We start from the raw sequence: 16,955 nt of genomic DNA on the forward strand, positions 1-16,955 counted from the left end.
ATGAACAAGGTAGTTAAACAAGTAACGGAAAATCTTATCGAAAGAAGTCGCCAGACTCGTAGCGAATTCTTAAACCGAAGCCGCTCTCAAGCAGCGCATGGTAAAAATCGCGCCGGTCTTTCTTGCGGTAATTTAGCGCACGCTGTTGCGGCTAGTTGCAATAAAGAAACCATACTCAATTTGGTTAATTCAAATGTGGCAATAGTAAGTGCCTATAACGATATGGTTTCAGCTCATGAACCTTATCGTCATTTCCCCGATATCATTAAAGGTGCACTGACTAAGTTAGGTCATTCTGCGCAAGTGGCTGGTGGGGTTCCTGCTATGTGTGATGGCATCACACAGGGGCAAGATGGCATGGATATCTCATTGTTTTCCCGAGACTTAATTGCTCAAGCGACGGCAGTATCTCTGAGTCACAATGTGTATGATTCAACTTTGCTATTGGGTGTGTGTGATAAAATCGCCCCTGCAATGCTAATGGGCGCAATGTCGTTTGCGCACTTGCCAACCGCATTTGTCCCGGTAGGACTTATGTCGACAGGTATTAGCAACGAAGAGAAAACCAGTGTTCGTCAGAAGTATCTGGCGAAGGAAGTGGGTATTGAAACGCTGCAGAAAATGGAGTGCAGTGCTTACCATTCTCACGGAACATGCACCTTCTACGGAACCGCCAATACAAACCAACTCGTTTTCGAAGCTATGGGTTTGATGCTACCGGGTTCTGCGTTCGTACCGCCGGATAGTCAGCTTCGACAGTTATTAACCGAAGAAGTCGCAGTAAAAGTGGCTTCCTCTACACTAGGTTCATCAAACTATCGTCCTTTGTATGATGTGGTGACTGAGAAAAATATCATCAATGGTATCGTTGCGCTGCTCGCCTCTGGAGGGAGCACCAACCATACTATTCACATGGTGGCGATTGCGCGTTCGGCGGGGATTTTACTTAACTGGGATGACATTAGTCAGCTTTCAGGCGCAGTACCTTTATTGGTGAACGTCTATCCAAATGGCTCAGAGGACATGAACGCATTTCATCGATCTGGAGGCGTACCTGCATTGCTGAAACGCTTAAATGAAGGTGACTTCTTAAATCGAGATGTGCTGACCTCTTTTGGTCAGTTTAATGATCAGTTTAAAACGCCGTATATTGAAAATGACCGCTTATGTTGGAATGACAGTCAAGGCAGTAATAATGGTAGTGTCATCGCGTTAAGTGGCGAGTGTTTTCAAGAGACTGGGGGCATTAAAGTCTTAGATGGCAATATTGGTCGCTGCGTGATCAAGGTTTCTGCCATTGCAAAAGAGTGTAGAAAAGTGAAAGCGCCAGCCAAAGTCTTTACTTCGCAACACGATGTCGAAAAAGCTTATCAAGCAGGAGAGCTTAATCAAGATTGTGTTGTCGTGGTCTCGCATAATGGCGCTGCGTCTAATGGTATGCCTGAGCTGCATAAGTTGATGCCTATTCTAGCCAATGTGCAAAAGGCAGGCTTTAATGTCGCCTTGATTACCGATGGTCGATTGTCAGGCGCGTCGGGTAAAGTGCCTTCGGCTATTCATATGTCTCCAGATGCGGCTAGAGGCGGTGCTATCGCACTTATTCGTGATGGCGATATAGTGAGTTTAGACTGCGAAACAGGAAGCGTGAATAACCTATCGGATGTGACAGGTCGTGAGCCGCTGAAAGTGGATACAGAGAGTCAACAGTTTACTTTTGGGCGTAACTTATTTGTACTGGCGAGAAATAATGTTTCTTCGGCGGAGGAGGGCGCAAGCTTTATTGTTTAGCTGGCCCACTGAGTCTGATTCATGCATAAAAAACGGGAACTGATGATGTCAGTTCCCGTTTTTATTTTCTTAATACTATTAGTGCCTAAATACGATTTTTCTTTAAGCCAACCACTTGTAGTAAGGTAAATAGAGTAGCAACCACAAGACTTGCTCCAAAAATAATCACCAGCCATTGTGGCATGGATAAGTCTAAAAATGTCCAAACGATTTTGCTACAAGTACCAGTCGGTAGGAACATCCACGGAACCCATTGATCAAGGGGTGCCCAATTTGGGAAATTGACAAAAATATCGCAGGTATTAAAAGGAGACGGATCAAATTGGTAGCTCACATGCTCTAGAGCCAGTGATAAACCTTTGGCACTGGCCGCAATCCAACCGACTAATCCTAAGCCGCGCAGAACGGAGTTTTTAGGTTGGCATAGGCCGACCACACCCGAGACTGCAATTCCCAGCATTGCTACGCGCTCATAGATACACATCACACAAGGTGAAAGTAGCATCACGTGTTGGAAGTAAAGAGCGCAAAGCTCGAAGGCGACCATGGCAATAATTAATAACAGCCATGAAGTGCGAGAGCGAGAAAATTGGTATAAGTTCTCGAGCATGAATCTATTTCCTTATGTGTACATCTATATATGCGCAAAAAAGCCAGCGAGGACTGTCGTTCGCGCTGGCTAATAACAGTAAGTTCTTTTTACCCCTTTAAAGGTGGCAAATCAATAGAGTGTTAATAAGGGAATAAGTTCCCTAATGATGCACTACAGAACTTGATACATCGATAAGTTGCATGGGTGGATCGGTAATCCAGCCGTAGTCCATAAAAGTTGCAGTCATCGGTTCTAAGAAGAACATAATACCGATCATTCCCACTAGAGCTAAAACAACGGTATATGGAAACGCCATAATAACCATTCGGCCATAAGAAAGGCGAATTAATGGTGCAAGAGTTGACGTAAGTAGGAATAAAAATGCCGCTTGACCGTTTGGTGTTGCCACTGACGGTAAATTGGTACCGGTATTAATAGCTACCGCAAGAAGGTCAAATTGTTCACGGTTAATTACCCCGTGCAGTAAGGCCTCTTTAACCTCATTGATGTATACCGTACCGACAAAGACATTATCGGAAATCATGGACAGTACACCGTTGGCGAGATAGAACAGAACTAACTGTGTTCCTTGATCTTCTACGGCCAATACTGCGTCGATTATAGGTTCAAAAAGGTCTTGCTGAATGATAACGGCAACAATGGCAAAAAAGACGGCTAACAATGCAGTAAAGGGTAGGGCTTCTTCAAACGCTTTGCCTAATGCATGCTCTTCAATGATGCCGGTAAAAGAGGTGGCTAAAATAATCACAGATAACCCGACTAAACCTACCGCGGCTACATGGAAAGCGAGGCCAACAATAAGCCATAGCGCAATTGCGCCTTGAATCCAAAGTTTGGCGATATCTTGTTTAGTTCGACTCTTTTTCTCTTCTTCGTTGTAATCTTCGAGAATTTTTCGTACTTGAGTTGGCAACTCTGATCCGTAGCCAAATATTTTCAGTTTTTCGACCGCGACAGTGGTGAGCAATCCCATAACCAAAACGGGTAAGGTAACCGGCAACATGCGGATGATAAACTCGCCAAATAACCATCCGGCTTGATCGGCTATGATCAGGTTTTGAGGTTCACCAACCATTGTCATAACGCCACCAAGCGCCGTACCTACGCCAGCGTGCATAAGCAGTGAACGTAAGAACGAACGGTATTCGTCTAGATCATCACGAGTAAGCTCGGTTAAATGCCCATCTTGAGTATGGTCGTGTTGAGTACCATGACCTTTTCCTGAAACAACTTTATGGTAAATTGCATAGAATCCAACCGCCACACTGATCACTACCGCGATAACGGTTAAAGCATCTAAAAATGCAGATAAGAAAGCGGCTGCGGCACAAAAAGCAACGGATAACAGTGCTTTAGATCTAATGCCTAATAGGATTTTGGTAAAAATAACCAGTAGTAGCTGCTTCATAAAGTAAATGCCCGCCACCATAAAGATCAGCAGTAACATTACTTCTATATTGGCCACCAATTCATGTTTCACCATTTCAGGAGTGGTCATGCCAATTGCCACAGCCTCAATCGCCAGTAGTCCTCCGGGTTGCAATGGATAGCACTTGAGAGCCATTGCCAGAGTAAATATGAATTCAATGACGAGTAGCCAACCAGCAACAAACGGGTCAACTAGAAAGAAGACAAATGGGTTAATGATTAAAAAGGCCACTATGGCTAGTTTGTACCAGTCTGGGGCTTTTCCGAGAAAGTTTTTGACGAAGGCGTTTCCTTGGCTCAAAGGCATGGTGCTTCTCTCTTAAAAGTATTTAAATCTGATCGAGTCGGTTCTATACGACCTATCCATGTGACAATCGGATTTAGCAGGTGGATAAGCTTACGGTATATTTTTGGGTGAGATATAGATTGAAATTTAGCGTGTAGAACGTGTTTCGTTCTCAGTTTACATTCTGTAACACTCACTTTGTTGGCGCAATATTTACTCTAATCACTTGGATAGTCAATCAATTAGTGTGATTTACATCGTGTTTACAGTAAAAAACCATATAAAGTGCAGTTCATATGTAAGTTGCGTGTTTTTAGTGATGCTTTGGTTATATAAGGCCAATATTATTGTATGAGAAATAATATCGGTGCATAAGTTGATGTTTTTAAAGTGCTAATCAGAAAGCTAACACTAACCCACAATAAGAAAATGGTGGCATATGTATGGGTTGTTGATTTAGTTCATAGGATGTTGAGCTTAGTTTCATTAAAAAAAGGGCATTTATTATTTTTTCAGGCAATGCAGAGTCTGCAAGGTGAATTCAACACAGAATGAGTAATATTTCATAGCGAACGGTTCACTGGTTTTTGTAATTTTAGATTAGGTGGTATGATGAGTTATATTTAGTGAATTTTAAGTTGGAACTTCCAATCTATGGTTATTAAGGCTAAAAGCCCAGCAGGCTTCGCAGAAAAGTACATTATTGAAAGCATTTGGAACGGACGATTTGCTCCAGGTTCTATTTTACCCGCTGAGCGTGAGCTATCTGAACTGATTGGTGTAACACGAACCACCCTCAGAGAAGTTCTACAAAGACTGGCGCGTGATGGTTGGTTAACCATTCAACATGGTAAGCCGACCAAAGTGAATCAATTTATGGAAACCTCTGGTTTGCATATTTTAGATACATTAATGACATTAGATGCTGACAATGCCACTAGTATTGTAGAAGATCTACTTGCCGCTCGAACTAGCATCAGCCCTATCTTTATGCGTTATGCATTTAAAGTGAACAAAGAGCAATCTGAAGCGACCTTGCGACGTGTTATCGAATCATGTGAGGCTTTGATGCAAGCGGATTCGTATAGTAGCTTTATGGACTCTTTCCCATACGCTGGGAAAATCGCGCAAAACATCAAAGAAGACAATGAAAAAGATGAACAAAAGCGTGATGCGATCTTAGTGGCGAAAACGTTTAATTTCTATGATTACATGTTGTTCCAACATTTAGCTTTCCATTCTGGAAACCAGATTTATGGTCTGATCTTTAACGGTTTAAAAAAGCTGTACGATCGAGTGGGTGCTTTCTATTTCTCAAGCCCTGTTTCACGAAATCTTGCGCTTAATTTTTATAAAGACTTATTGTCAGTATGTGAAGACGGCAATCGTGACCGTATCGCCGCTATCGTGCGTCAATACGGTATTGAAAGTGGTCAGCACTGGAATGAAATGAAGGTGAGTTTGCCAACCAATTTCACTGAAGATGACAGTTAGATAACGATTTATTAACGCGTATATTGTTTGTTAGGACAGATATTACTAGCAAGTACTCGTTGTGATTTCCTAAAAGCCCTGCATTATTTGTAGGGCTTTTTGCTGTAAGCGTGATTGAATGTTTTAGTGATCCATTTTTGAATGTGCTTGGTATAAACAATGACATGAAAGAATTTTTGCATCGGCAAGGTCTGTTTAGTTATCTCTGGCACACTCATCTTTTTAAGGTGGTTGTCGGTTGAGATGTTGCTAGCGATAGTTGTTTGATTTTTGTGAAGATTTTCCTAGCGTGCGTACATCCTTAGATGAATATTTGCTAAAAAGAAGTAGAAACAATAATCACTCTACGTTTATTTATTGTTAACTTGCAACTAAAATCTAAGGGCGTTCCTAGCTTTAATAAGTTAACTGAGGGCGTTTATATGAACCTTAAAACTGGCTTTATAACCATTTCTATAGTGGCGTTTTCACCGTTTGTTTTTGCTCAAGATAAGGTGTTTAACGATTTTTCTAACGACAGTCAGGCGATTTCTATTGCAGAAAATCGCAGTGGCACAAGTACAGATAGAGGAGTTCAACAACTTGAGCCTAAGAGTATGCAAGACCAAGGTATGCTCGAAGCTTATGAAAATAAATCAATGGATAGTCATATGGAAGGAGTCATGGATGGCAAAAAACAGCGTACACGAATTCATCATAAACGGGCTTAATAGCTCATTGTATCGAGTTCTTATTTAAGCCGCTTTGTGACCATAAAGCGGCTTTCTGTCTTTTGATGAAATGTATTGTGTAAAATAAAGATTATTCTAATGAAAATCACGAGAACGACTGGCTAGTTGTGATAACTGATCACTGATGTCAATTAACTGACCTGCAATAACGTGTATGACGTCTCCCTCTTTTTCTATGATTCCTTTTACTTTTAGTATCTTAGCCGTTAAATAGCTTTTCTTTTGTGCTCTGGCGGTTGCTTGCCACACCACCACATTTATGTTGCCAGTATCATCTTCTAAAGTGAAAAAGGTAATCCCTCCAGCGGTATGAGGTGATTGTCTGCCAGTGACCACACCGACTACCGTGACCATTGATTGATGAGGTTGGTGGATCAATTGATTTTGTCGAATGAACTTACCTAACTTATTCTCTTTTTCGAGCAGGGTAATGGGGTGTTGGTTTAGGGATAGTCCAGTGGCGGAATAGTCCTCGATTAATGCTTCGTAATCATTGGTTTGAAAGGTATAGCCATGTTTAATTGACTCGTCTTGTCTTCGGTTAAATGATGGCTGGTTAAACAGTGGTAGATCTTCAACGGAATCCATTAATTGCCAACGAGTGGAATAGCGATCACCAGTAAGCGCATACAGTGCATTAGCGGAGGTAAGAGCATGCAACTGTTGCCGATTGATGCCAATATTTTTGATTTGCTGGATATGAGTAAACCCTTTGCTCGGACGTGCTGCCAGCAGTTGCTCTCGGCTGTTTTGAGAGAGTCCTTTGATCAGTTTTAAACCCAATTGAATACTACTTATATTATTGTTTCTGACTATGCTGTGCTCGTCATTAGATTGGTTGATACTGATGGGGTGCACATTAACGCCATGTCGTTTGGCATCTTGTAATAGCTGGTTAGATGAATAAAACCCCATTGGCTGACTATTGAGTAGGGCTGTGTAAAACTCGGCAGGATAGTAGCATTTGAGCCAAGCAGAGCAATAAGCAAGCACAGCAAAAGAGGCGGAGTGACTTTCCGGAAACCCATACTCACCAAAACCACAAATCTGTGCAAATATTTGCTCGGCAAAGCTCTGCTCATAACCACGACAGAGCATCCCTGAAATTAACTTATCGCGAAACTTAAATAAATCGCCATTTTTTTTCCAAGCAGCCATAGCGCGGCGCAGTTGGTCGGCTTCACCACCACTAAATCCTGCCGCCACCATCGCCAGTTTAATGACTTGTTCTTGAAATATAGGTACGCCTAAGGTTCTTGAGAGGACACTTTCGACCTCTTTAGAAGGGTACGAAATGGCTTGTTCGCCATTTCTGCGCTTTAAGTAAGGGTGAATCATATCGCCTTGTATCGGGCCCGGTCTGACAATGGCAATTTGAATGACTAAGTCATAATAACAACGTGGTTTAAGGCGCGGTAACATGCTCATTTGAGCTCGTGATTCTATTTGAAAAACACCTATAGTGTCGGCCTTTTGTAGCATGGCATACACATTTGGATCGTCTTGTAGGCGTGTGATATCAGCAATACTAAGTTGTCGTTGATGATGACGTTCAATTAACTGAAAACAACGTCTGATGGCACTTAGCATTCCTAAAGCAAGTACATCAACTTTTAGTAACCCTAAACTCTCTAAATCATCTTTATCCCACTGGATAATAGTACGCTCAGGCATAGCAGCGTTTTCTACTGGTACTAATTCATATAAGGGACCAGCTGAAATAACAAAACCGCCCACGTGTTGCGATAAATGGCGAGGAAAGCCGATGATTTCATCGACCAATTGTATAAAGAGCTGTCCTTTTAAAGAATCGGGCTTTAATCCCAGCTCATAAATTTGTGCTTGCCAATTTAAACCGACATCACGACGGTTAATGTTCTTTATGAAAAAGTCGAGCTGAGTTTCATCTATGGCTAATGCTTTACCTACTTCTCTAATGGCACTTTTTAGCCGATAGCTAATGACGGTAGCGGCAAGAGCTGCTCGCTCACGTCCATATTTTTGATAAATATATTGAATCACTTCTTCACGACGGTGATGTTCAAAATCTACATCAATATCGGGCGGCTCATTGCGCTCTTTACTAATAAAACGCTCAAACAGTACTGAGATTTGTCTAGGATCGACTGAGGTGATTTCTAAGCAATAACACACCACAGAGTTTGCTGCAGAGCCTCTACCTTGATACAAAATCTTCTTTTGTTTGGCAAACATCACCACATCATGAATGGTTAAGAAAAAATGGGCGTAATTAAGCTCATCAATGAGTTTGAGTTCTTTATCTATGGTGATCTGAACGTTTTCAGGAACTCCATGAGGAAACCGCAGTTGTTTACCTTGATTGACCAAGTGACATAAATGGGCAAATGGCGTTACAGAGTCAGGGACGATTTCGGCAGGATATTGATAGCCTAAACTGGCCAAATTAAAACAACAGCGACTGGCGATATTGTGGGCTTCTTCTAGCCACTCCTTACGGAAGAGTTTGCTCAATTTAGGTTTATTACGCAGGGTTCGCTCTGCATTGGTCAGTAGGTGCTCACTTATGCTTGTTACCGTGGAATTATGTTTGATTGCGACAAGAGTGTGTTGCAGTGGAAGACGAGTGGCGTTATGCATCAATACCCCGCCACAGGCAGTGATAGGAATGGCGTACTGATGGGCTAGCTTTTGATTATATTGTAAGTATTGCTTATCTGTATTGGTGAGGTGTCTTTGTAACCCCAACCACACTCGCGCGCTGTGTTGTTTAGTTAACCACTTTGCCCATTGGTGGTCATATTCTTTCATCTGTGGCACCCAGATAATAAAGCAGTGCTTAATAGATAAAACATCCCATTGTGATAGTGAATACTTACCTTTATCACTACGCCTGCGCGCGTTAGTGATGATACGAGCCAACTCAGCATAGGCTTGTTGGTTTGGACACAACAGTACGATCTGACACTTTTGATCTAACCAAAACATACTACCGACGATAAGCTTGATGTTAAGTTGCTTATTCTTAATTGTGGTATGCGCTCTAACAACGCCAGCTAAAGAGCACTCATCGGTTATAGCCAGCGCTGAATAGCCCAGAAAGTCAGCTTGTGTAATGAGTTCTTCGGGGTGCGAGGCTCCGGTTAAAAATGAAAAATTACTCTGGCAAAAAAGCTCAGCATATTTAACTGTAGACATGTTCATTTTAAATACACACTACCGTTGAATGGCTCAATATGTATGGATAAGACATTAGCTAAACACTCCTTGAATAAACCATTCCTTGGCTGGGTTTTTGTATATCCATAACCAGCGACCAGTGTGTTCTCTTGCCACAAAGTAATCTCGATTAATCGAATTGCCATCCCACCATCCGCTATGAATACGCTCTGGACCTTGGATGATTTCAACTTTGCTATGAAGAGGTTTAGGTTTGGAGTAGATAAAGCTAGGGCGGCTGAGCTTTGTTTGTGTGGTGTGTTTTTCTGGCTTTGAAAAAGCAGGGATATAAGTGCTACTTATTTCAGGTCTAGGATCGTGATTAGAGGCAATACCTTGTACAGCGTCTTTGCCTAGCTTGGCTTGTAATAAGGAAAGTAGCTCTAAAGGTGATGTTTCCCCCGTGTGCTGATCAAATAGATCAGTGTTGGTCGCCGGTGTTTCTCCCATACGTATCACTTGTAAGCGAATCGACAAAATAGGTGAACTGATCTGAGTCGATTCAAGTGTTAGTGTAGACAGTGCTAGCCACTTATCAGAAAGATAATCACCAATGGCGGAATAGAAGGTGATTTCCTGTAGTGATTGATCCCTTTGGTAAAGGCTAAGCTGAATTTCGTAAGCCACTTTATCTCTGAGCTTTAAAAAGCTTTCCATTTGTCCTAATAAGCGGGTTAATGGTGCGATTAAGCAATGTGTATGTTCGATTTCATATAATAAATTAAGGTGCTGATTAAAGTGAGCGGGCGGATGATAATACTGTACCGGGTGCTTAAATTGACCGAGTAGTCGCCCCACATAGTTGACGACTTGGATATCAAAGCGGCGTGCAATGTCCGTCATATTGAGAGCAGTAAGTTGCGTTAAATTATGTACACCAATACGAGCGAGCTTCTCGATATTTGCTGCGCTAAGTTCGGTGGCAATAAGTGGGCGCTGTAAAATGGACTGCTCAATTACATCTGGGTCATCAGTGATACGATCACAGTGAGTTTCGGCTAACAATTTGGCTGCAAGTGGCGAGAATGCGGTCGCATAATGATAGTGCAGATGCAGTTGATTAAGGTGTTGTGAGATAGTTTTCCAGTAACTATCGAGGTTACGATATAGGGTTAACATATTGGAGACTTTCAGTAGCAAGCCTTGCTCTGTGAATAGCGTAATGTCAGAGGTATACACATATAGCCATTGTGCAATTTGCTGTAATGTATCCATTTCTATTTGTTGTTGATAAGGAAATACTTGCAGCTCAGCGCACAGTGAAGCGGCGCTACCTAACCCCATTCCTAATTTTATGCCTTTATCAGAAGCGGCTTGATTGAGTTGTATGATCTTGTGCTGATCAACTATACAAATAGCGGGGCTGTGCTTTGGCTGGCTGTGTATAAGTTGATGGTGTAAAGGTTGATTGTTAAGCTCATTTTTTGCTTGAGGATCGAACGCAACTTTAGAGCTTGTAGCGGAATCTAAAGTCGAGTCAGCAAACAGCGTATCTAATTGCAGTTTTGGAAAATGGATATACAACCAAAGATTCATGCGTGCTGCCTCTTGTGTCGAGGGAAAGGAATGACTTGGTGTAAAGGTTTTTGAGTACAAAGTTGTGGCCAGCGATGGCTTAAATCGACAGTAAAGGCTTGTTGTTGCCATCCTCCGCGGCGTTTAATGACATTCACTTTAATGCCGTTTTCTGTTGCGTTGAGTTGTACGCTAAGAGGAATAGGTAATGAACAACTATTTTGGCGGTCGAGATTAAAATGTACATTTAATGCTCGGCCTTTTTCAGCCGCAATTTGTAAACGCCTTGCTTGATGCACTTCAAGTTGTGGGTGCCATAAGCACACACAGGCGCAACTGCCGCTTTTTAAGCATTGCTCGGCGGCCCATAAGTCGTGTTTTGTGCTATTTATAACTAAGACATTGTGAGGCGCGATGCCTTCGGCTTCAAAATAATGAGCACATGGTAGTGCAGGTGGGTTAATCAATACTAAAGTGCGATCTTGAACAGTAGATTGCAACATAGGTGTTAGTAAACGCAACTCACCAATACCAAATTCAGATTGGATCTCCATGAGCCCCATTTTGGGAAAACCTTCTAGCTGTTTATCCCATTCACTAAAGTAAGAAGCTTGGTTAATTAAAGGGATACTTTGCTCTGAACCCTTCCAAATCAATTGCTTACGTTGTAATAAATCAATAATATTTTGCATAATAAATACCTGTATATATATACAGTATATTTAACTTTGCTTGAGACGCAAGTTACAAAATAGATCTACGTATAAATCGCACTGACAAAACTATATAAATGCATGAGCGCAAAGAGTGAGAGTGGCATTAGAAGAGGAGGAGAATCGAGAGCTTGAAAGTGAAGATACTGCAGGCATTAGGTAAAACACCTAATGCCTAACAGATAAGGACGAACACCTTAGGTAACGTTTGGATTATGTTGTAATAAGAGCGCCTCAAAGTCTTCTTTAGAGAGTGCTTTACTGTAGTAATATCCTTGGGCAAATTCACAATGCTGTGTTTTTAAGTAGTTTTGATCCCATTGAGTTTCAACACCCTCTGCAACCACTTTAAGTCCAAGAGCTTTTGCCATAGCAATAATGGCGTTGACCAGTTCTTGCGAAGAAGGGTTGGTTTCCATATCCTGCAGGAACGAACGATCGATCTTTAACTTACTGAATGGAAATTTCTGCAGATAACTCAACGCTGAATATCCAGTACCAAAATCATCAATAGAAAAGTGCGCGCCAATTCGTTTGATTTCTTCTAATATCTGCACAGTTTCGATGTTGTTGTTAAAGAGTAAGCTTTCCGTAATTTCAATATCGAGTAAGTTGGCATCTAAGCCTGAATTACTCAGTGCAGTTAAGATAGTTTCAATTAATGAGTCTTGTTGCCTAAATTGAGCCGCAGAAAAGTTTACAGCAATGGAAAGCGGTTGAATGGCTTGCCATTGTTGAGCTTGGTGACAGGCTGTATGTAGCGCCATATGCCCTAACTTATGGATAAGCCCATTTCTCTCTGCAATGGGAATAAATTCATCTGGCGGTACAAAGCCAAGTTTGTCATCCCACCATCGCATTAAGGCTTCAGCGCCGGTGATTTTTTTACTTTCTAGATCAATAATCGGCTGATAGTAGATCTCTAATTTATTATCGTTAATTGCTTGACGTAGCCTAGCATCAATATCCAAGCTTCTTTGTACATCGGTATTCATGCTTGCTTCGTAGAAGCTAAAGCCATTTCGACCTTCTTTTTTTACTCGATACATCGCAATATCGGCATGTGCCATTAGCTCTTCTGTCGTTTTACCATCTTGAGGGTAAATGGACATACCAATGCTGGTGGAGATAAAAAATTGACTTCCGTTAAGCTGAAAAGGTTGTTCAAAGATAGTTAACAGCTTAGAAGCTAAAGTTTGAGCTTCTTTTTCAGAGTCTAAGTTAGGGATAACCAGTAAAAATTCATCCCCCCCAATGCGAGCCACAACATCTGTTTTTCGTACCGATTGGCGCAAACGCTTGGCTGTTTGTACTAGCAGTTTATCGCCCGCTAAGTGTCCTAACGTGTCGTTGATTTGCTTAAAGTCATCAAGGTCAATGAACATGACTAAAACATTCACATCATCTCGCTTGGCTTGTAACAAGGCATGCTTCAGTTTTTCATCGCCTGATTTTCGGTTAGATAAGCCAGTTAAAATATCGTGACTGGCTTGATAAGCCAGTTCCTTTTCAAACATTTTACGTCTGTCTATCTCTGTTTTAAGGCGGTGGTTCTGTCGTGTTAATACTGCTTGTTGGCTATGGGTTTCTTCAATTTTAGTGGTGAGTACTAAGTTGGTATTGTTAATACGCAAAGAGTAATACAGGCCAAAAATAACAGGTACTGCCAAGAAAGAGAGTGCGATGGTAAACCAAGTTGAAGTTATGATCTGGCTTTCTGATATTGGTGCAAACCATGCATGTATATTAAAAGGGGTATTAGCCACTTTCTTATTAAAGTACAAAGTATTTGAGCGGTAACTTGCTGAGGAATCAAAAGTGTCCCAAATAGGTAATGAGCCTGCATCTGTTGATAGTGAGAGTCGGCTATTACTGAGTTGGTATTCTTGAGTGGTTAGCAGATTAATAATGGCCGTTGTTTTTATATCACCGACGACAATTCCGACCAGTTCACCGTTTAAGTAAACGTTTTGCAGTGCTCGAATAGTGATATGACCATCTTTTGCCACAATATCGATTTTATGGTCGATGGTTTGCATTGTTTGAAAGGGAATACTGTCTATATCAAACGGAATTTTGGGATTGGAGTCTGCAATAATGTTTGAATTGAAACCTACCAATAGCATGCGATCGAATTTAGCATTTTCATGTAGATGCTGGTTTGGTGTGGTATGGCGAATCAAATTACGACGTAACTGAAGCAAGCTTGATCCTAGTCCATATTGCATGGACATACCGGAAGCGAGGTTCGCAAAAAACGTATACGTGGTTTTATGTTGAGATACTTCACGAATTTCTTTACTTGCTGTCTCAAAGAAGTAACCAATTGATTCTGAATAAATTTTAACATTCAAATTCAATTCGTTTAGCTGTGACTCTTTGAGACGATTTTGCCCTGCGTTAGTGACTATAATCATTAAAAGCAAGTAAGCGCCTAGAAGAAATCCTCCCATAAGAATTGCATTTCGGCGATTTAATCTAGGCTTCATGTTCATGAATCGTTACTTTTGTGAGCCTCAAAGTAGTCACTGTAATAATAAAAGACGGAAGGATAATATTTTTCAACTAATTGATTGTAAGTACCGTTACGTCGAATCTCTCTTAAGTAGTCATTAAAAGCTTCGCGTAATTTTGGTGAGTCTTTTCTAAATCCTGCAGCCATAAACTGTTCTTCAGAAATTGGACCGATAACTTTAATTTCGCCAGGCCATTTTTCTAACGCAATAAGAGTATCCGGAACATCGAGCAGTGTGTTATCTGCATCATTATTTAGTATTGCTGGCACCATCTCATTTAATTTATGCGCCTTCTCTGGAAGAATGATATTGGCCCCAGTTTTGTATAGATCGTACAAGTTAGGGTCTAGGCATGTCTGCTCCATAGCTAACACATTTTGACCTTTGAGTAATGCTTTCACGGTATTAATGTCTTTATCTACACTATTACTCGGAGAAATGGGCTGTAGTTTTGAATCAACGCGAGAAATTAACCATACAGCAGAAGGGAAGTAGTCATCAGAGAAATCCAACAACTGCTTTCGCCATGGAAGAATGGTTGCACCATTGGCTATGACATCACCTGTAATCGGCACTGTTTTACCGTACTGTATGACGTTATTTTTATAAATCGCTTCTTTTCCTGTGAGATCACCAAAAGCGCTGTTCCAAGTGCTTGGAACAAATTGGTATTCAACGCCTAAGTATTTAGCAAAGCCTTGTATAAGCTCAACATCTAAGCCTTGAGCCGTATAGAGACCATCGGTATTGATATAATTAACAAAGTTGGCGTAAGGGATGCCAATGTGGCGAATTACACCTGCTTTTTTGACATCCGCTAAGTCATAAGCATAACTTGGCTTGATAACAAATAATAAAGCGATGCAAAGACTCTTTATAATGCTGAATATGGTCTTTGTTTTGATCATTGCCTTCGTCCTTGAGATATAAAGTAGGGCTTACATTAGCAAGTAAGCCCTAGGCTGTTAAGCAAATATTAAGCCATTCGTTTGTATAAATGTGCCATTGCTTTCACTAGACCCGTTACATCATCTTCATCATGGAATAAGTGAGTAGAAATACGTAATGCATAAGTAGCAGTAGTATCGTCTAGACGCAATGAGAAGTTAGTGGTGCGGATAGTGTATCCGTATTCTTCGCGAAGTAGATCACGGAATTCAGTCAGACGAGTGCCGTTAGACAAGTCATCAGAGAACGGGTTGAATGCAGTTAAACCACTTGATAGTTCACGCTCTGGCGGGCAGAAAAGAGTACCGTGTGGCAATTCTTTGCTTAGCTCTTCTTTACACAAAGCACTAAGATCTAGAATACGTTCTTCGATTTTATCACGACCAATTTCATCCCATAGCTTACAAGTATCAGCTAGAGCTTGTTTGGCAGGGTAGTTGTCGTTGCCGATGTACTGCATTCTGGTCACAAAGTTCATTGTTTGATAACCATCTTCACCAAGTGATGAGTTAACAAAGTAGAAAGGACGGCGGTCTGCAGGCCAGAAACGAATCAAACGTTCAGCTTCTTGACGAACATAAAGGATACCCGTTGCGCCTGGACCACACTGCCACTTGTGGCCAGAACCTGCGTAAAAATCACAATCCATGTCATGCAGGTTAACATTCATCATGCCAATGGTATGAGCGGCATCAACTAAAGTAGGGATACCGTTATCACGTGCTAGTGCACAAATTTCTTTTGCTGGTAGTAAAGTACCAGTTAAGTAAGTAATGTGAGAGAACATTACTAAGCGCACATTGCCGTTTGCATTATGCTCTTTGATCGCATCAGCAAATACATCAACGAAGTCTTTTTTCTTGAGTTTTTTCTCGCCGGTGTAAACCGGAATTTCAACAACAACAACTTTAGCGCCTACGCGATCGGCTGCTGTAAATAGTGGAGATTTACCACCGATATGCTCATGGTGGGTAGTGATGATGATATCGTCTTCTTTGAAATCAAGACCGCTAAGAATAGAAACCATACCGTCGGTAGTATTTCTATTTAGAACGATTTCGTTTTCATCTGCACCAAAACCAGGTGCAATATCTGCAGCCATTTGGCTCATGTAAGGCCAGCTACCGAATTTGTTTTGCATATCCCAAGGGTAGCTCGCAACAAGCTCATGATTCTCCGCTAAGGTTTTTTGCACACTGGTTGGCATGGAACCAGTTGTACCTACGTTCATGTAGACATTGCCTTTAGCTAAAGAGAACTGCTGTTGAACCTTCTTCCAGAAATGTTTGTCTGAAGAGTTGCCGTGAGAGAAGGTTGAGTGCGGGTGGTGTGGATGGTGATGCTGGTGTCTCGCTAAAGCATTTGTTGAGAAAAGAGAAGTACCTATTCCTGCAACAGCAACACCTGCGCTACCTTTCAAGAAATCCCTACGGTTAAACTTAGACGTTTTTTCACTCATTATGTCATTTCCTTTAATTGAGTTTAGATAAATCTTTATAGTACTTAAAGAACGATATTAGATACTTCTAATGTCGTATTTTAAAGACTAAAATTCACAAAAAGAACATAGATTAAAAATCTTATCTAATTAGTGTGAACTCCATATTTCTCAATATTATGTTTTTGTTACAGCGACTTATTTTTGAAAACAGTGATACGCACCTGCTGACATATAAATTCTATTTTATGCATGTTATTCCAAGAGTCGTATTATATTACTGCAAT

The 16,955-nt window shown here is 41.2% G+C and carries 11 protein-coding genes; 3 read left to right on the plus strand and 8 right to left on the minus strand.

The genetic code is table 11. From position 1 onward, the window contains the following. Nucleotides 1-1,788 carry a phosphogluconate dehydratase gene (edd, locus tag QV280_RS03585; protein WP_152821654.1) on the plus strand — a complete coding sequence of 596 codons (1,788 nt, stop codon included), beginning with the start codon at nt 1-3 and terminating at the stop codon, nt 1,786-1,788. A gap of 85 nt (nt 1,789-1,873) precedes the next feature. Here edd and dsbB read toward each other — a convergent pair whose 3' ends face one another. Continuing rightward, on the minus strand, nt 1,874-2,398 hold the full coding sequence (gene dsbB, locus QV280_RS03590; protein WP_152821656.1) for a disulfide bond formation protein DsbB: 525 nt from the start codon (nt 2,396-2,398) through the stop codon (nt 1,874-1,876). Nucleotides 2,399-2,540: 142 nt separating this feature from the next. Next, nucleotides 2,541-4,136: a Na(+)/H(+) antiporter NhaB gene (gene nhaB / locus QV280_RS03595; protein WP_152821658.1), complete on the minus strand. Its 1,596-nt coding sequence runs from the start codon at nt 4,134-4,136 to the stop codon at nt 2,541-2,543. Between the two features lie 633 nt (nt 4,137-4,769). Here nhaB and fadR point away from each other — a divergent pair. Then, the gene (gene fadR, locus QV280_RS03600) at nt 4,770-5,609 is read left to right on the plus strand and encodes a fatty acid metabolism transcriptional regulator FadR (protein ID WP_023402890.1); all 840 of its coding nucleotides are present in this window, start codon (nt 4,770-4,772) and stop codon (nt 5,607-5,609) included. Nucleotides 5,610-6,031: 422 nt separating this feature from the next. After that, the gene (locus QV280_RS03605) at nt 6,032-6,319 is read left to right on the plus strand and encodes a hypothetical protein (protein WP_152821660.1); all 288 of its coding nucleotides are present in this window, start codon (nt 6,032-6,034) and stop codon (nt 6,317-6,319) included. A gap of 96 nt (nt 6,320-6,415) precedes the next feature. On the opposite strand, the gene QV280_RS03610 is transcribed toward QV280_RS03605, so the two are convergent. The 6 genes from QV280_RS03610 to QV280_RS03635 form a co-directional block, all read right to left on the minus strand. Further along, nucleotides 6,416-9,517, minus strand: coding sequence for an error-prone DNA polymerase (locus QV280_RS03610; RefSeq protein WP_152821662.1), 3,102 nt, complete (start codon nt 9,515-9,517; stop codon nt 6,416-6,418). 54 nt (nt 9,518-9,571) lie between these two features. Beyond that, the gene (locus QV280_RS03615) at nt 9,572-11,074 is read right to left on the minus strand and encodes a Y-family DNA polymerase (protein ID WP_023402887.1); all 1,503 of its coding nucleotides are present in this window, start codon (nt 11,072-11,074) and stop codon (nt 9,572-9,574) included. Then, nucleotides 11,071-11,745 carry a translesion DNA synthesis-associated protein ImuA gene (gene imuA / locus QV280_RS03620; RefSeq protein WP_023402886.1) on the minus strand — a complete coding sequence of 225 codons (675 nt, stop codon included), beginning with the start codon at nt 11,743-11,745 and terminating at the stop codon, nt 11,071-11,073. Before imuA ends, QV280_RS03615 begins: the two co-directional genes overlap by 4 nt. 218 nt (nt 11,746-11,963) lie before the next feature. Further along, entirely contained in the window at nt 11,964-14,183 is a 2,220-nt protein-coding gene (locus QV280_RS03625; RefSeq protein WP_152821664.1) for a putative bifunctional diguanylate cyclase/phosphodiesterase, read from the minus strand. Between the two features lie 74 nt (nt 14,184-14,257). After that, nucleotides 14,258-15,187: a transporter substrate-binding domain-containing protein gene (locus tag QV280_RS03630; RefSeq protein ID WP_447026273.1), complete on the minus strand. Its 930-nt coding sequence runs from the start codon at nt 15,185-15,187 to the stop codon at nt 14,258-14,260. Nucleotides 15,188-15,258: 71 nt separating this feature from the next. Beyond that, nucleotides 15,259-16,689, minus strand: a complete 1,431-nt coding sequence (locus QV280_RS03635; protein ID WP_152821668.1) for an aminotransferase class V-fold PLP-dependent enzyme — start codon at nt 16,687-16,689, stop codon at nt 15,259-15,261. Between the last annotated feature and the right edge of the window lie 266 nt (nt 16,690-16,955).

The organism is Vibrio sp. B1Z05, from assembly GCF_052955985.1.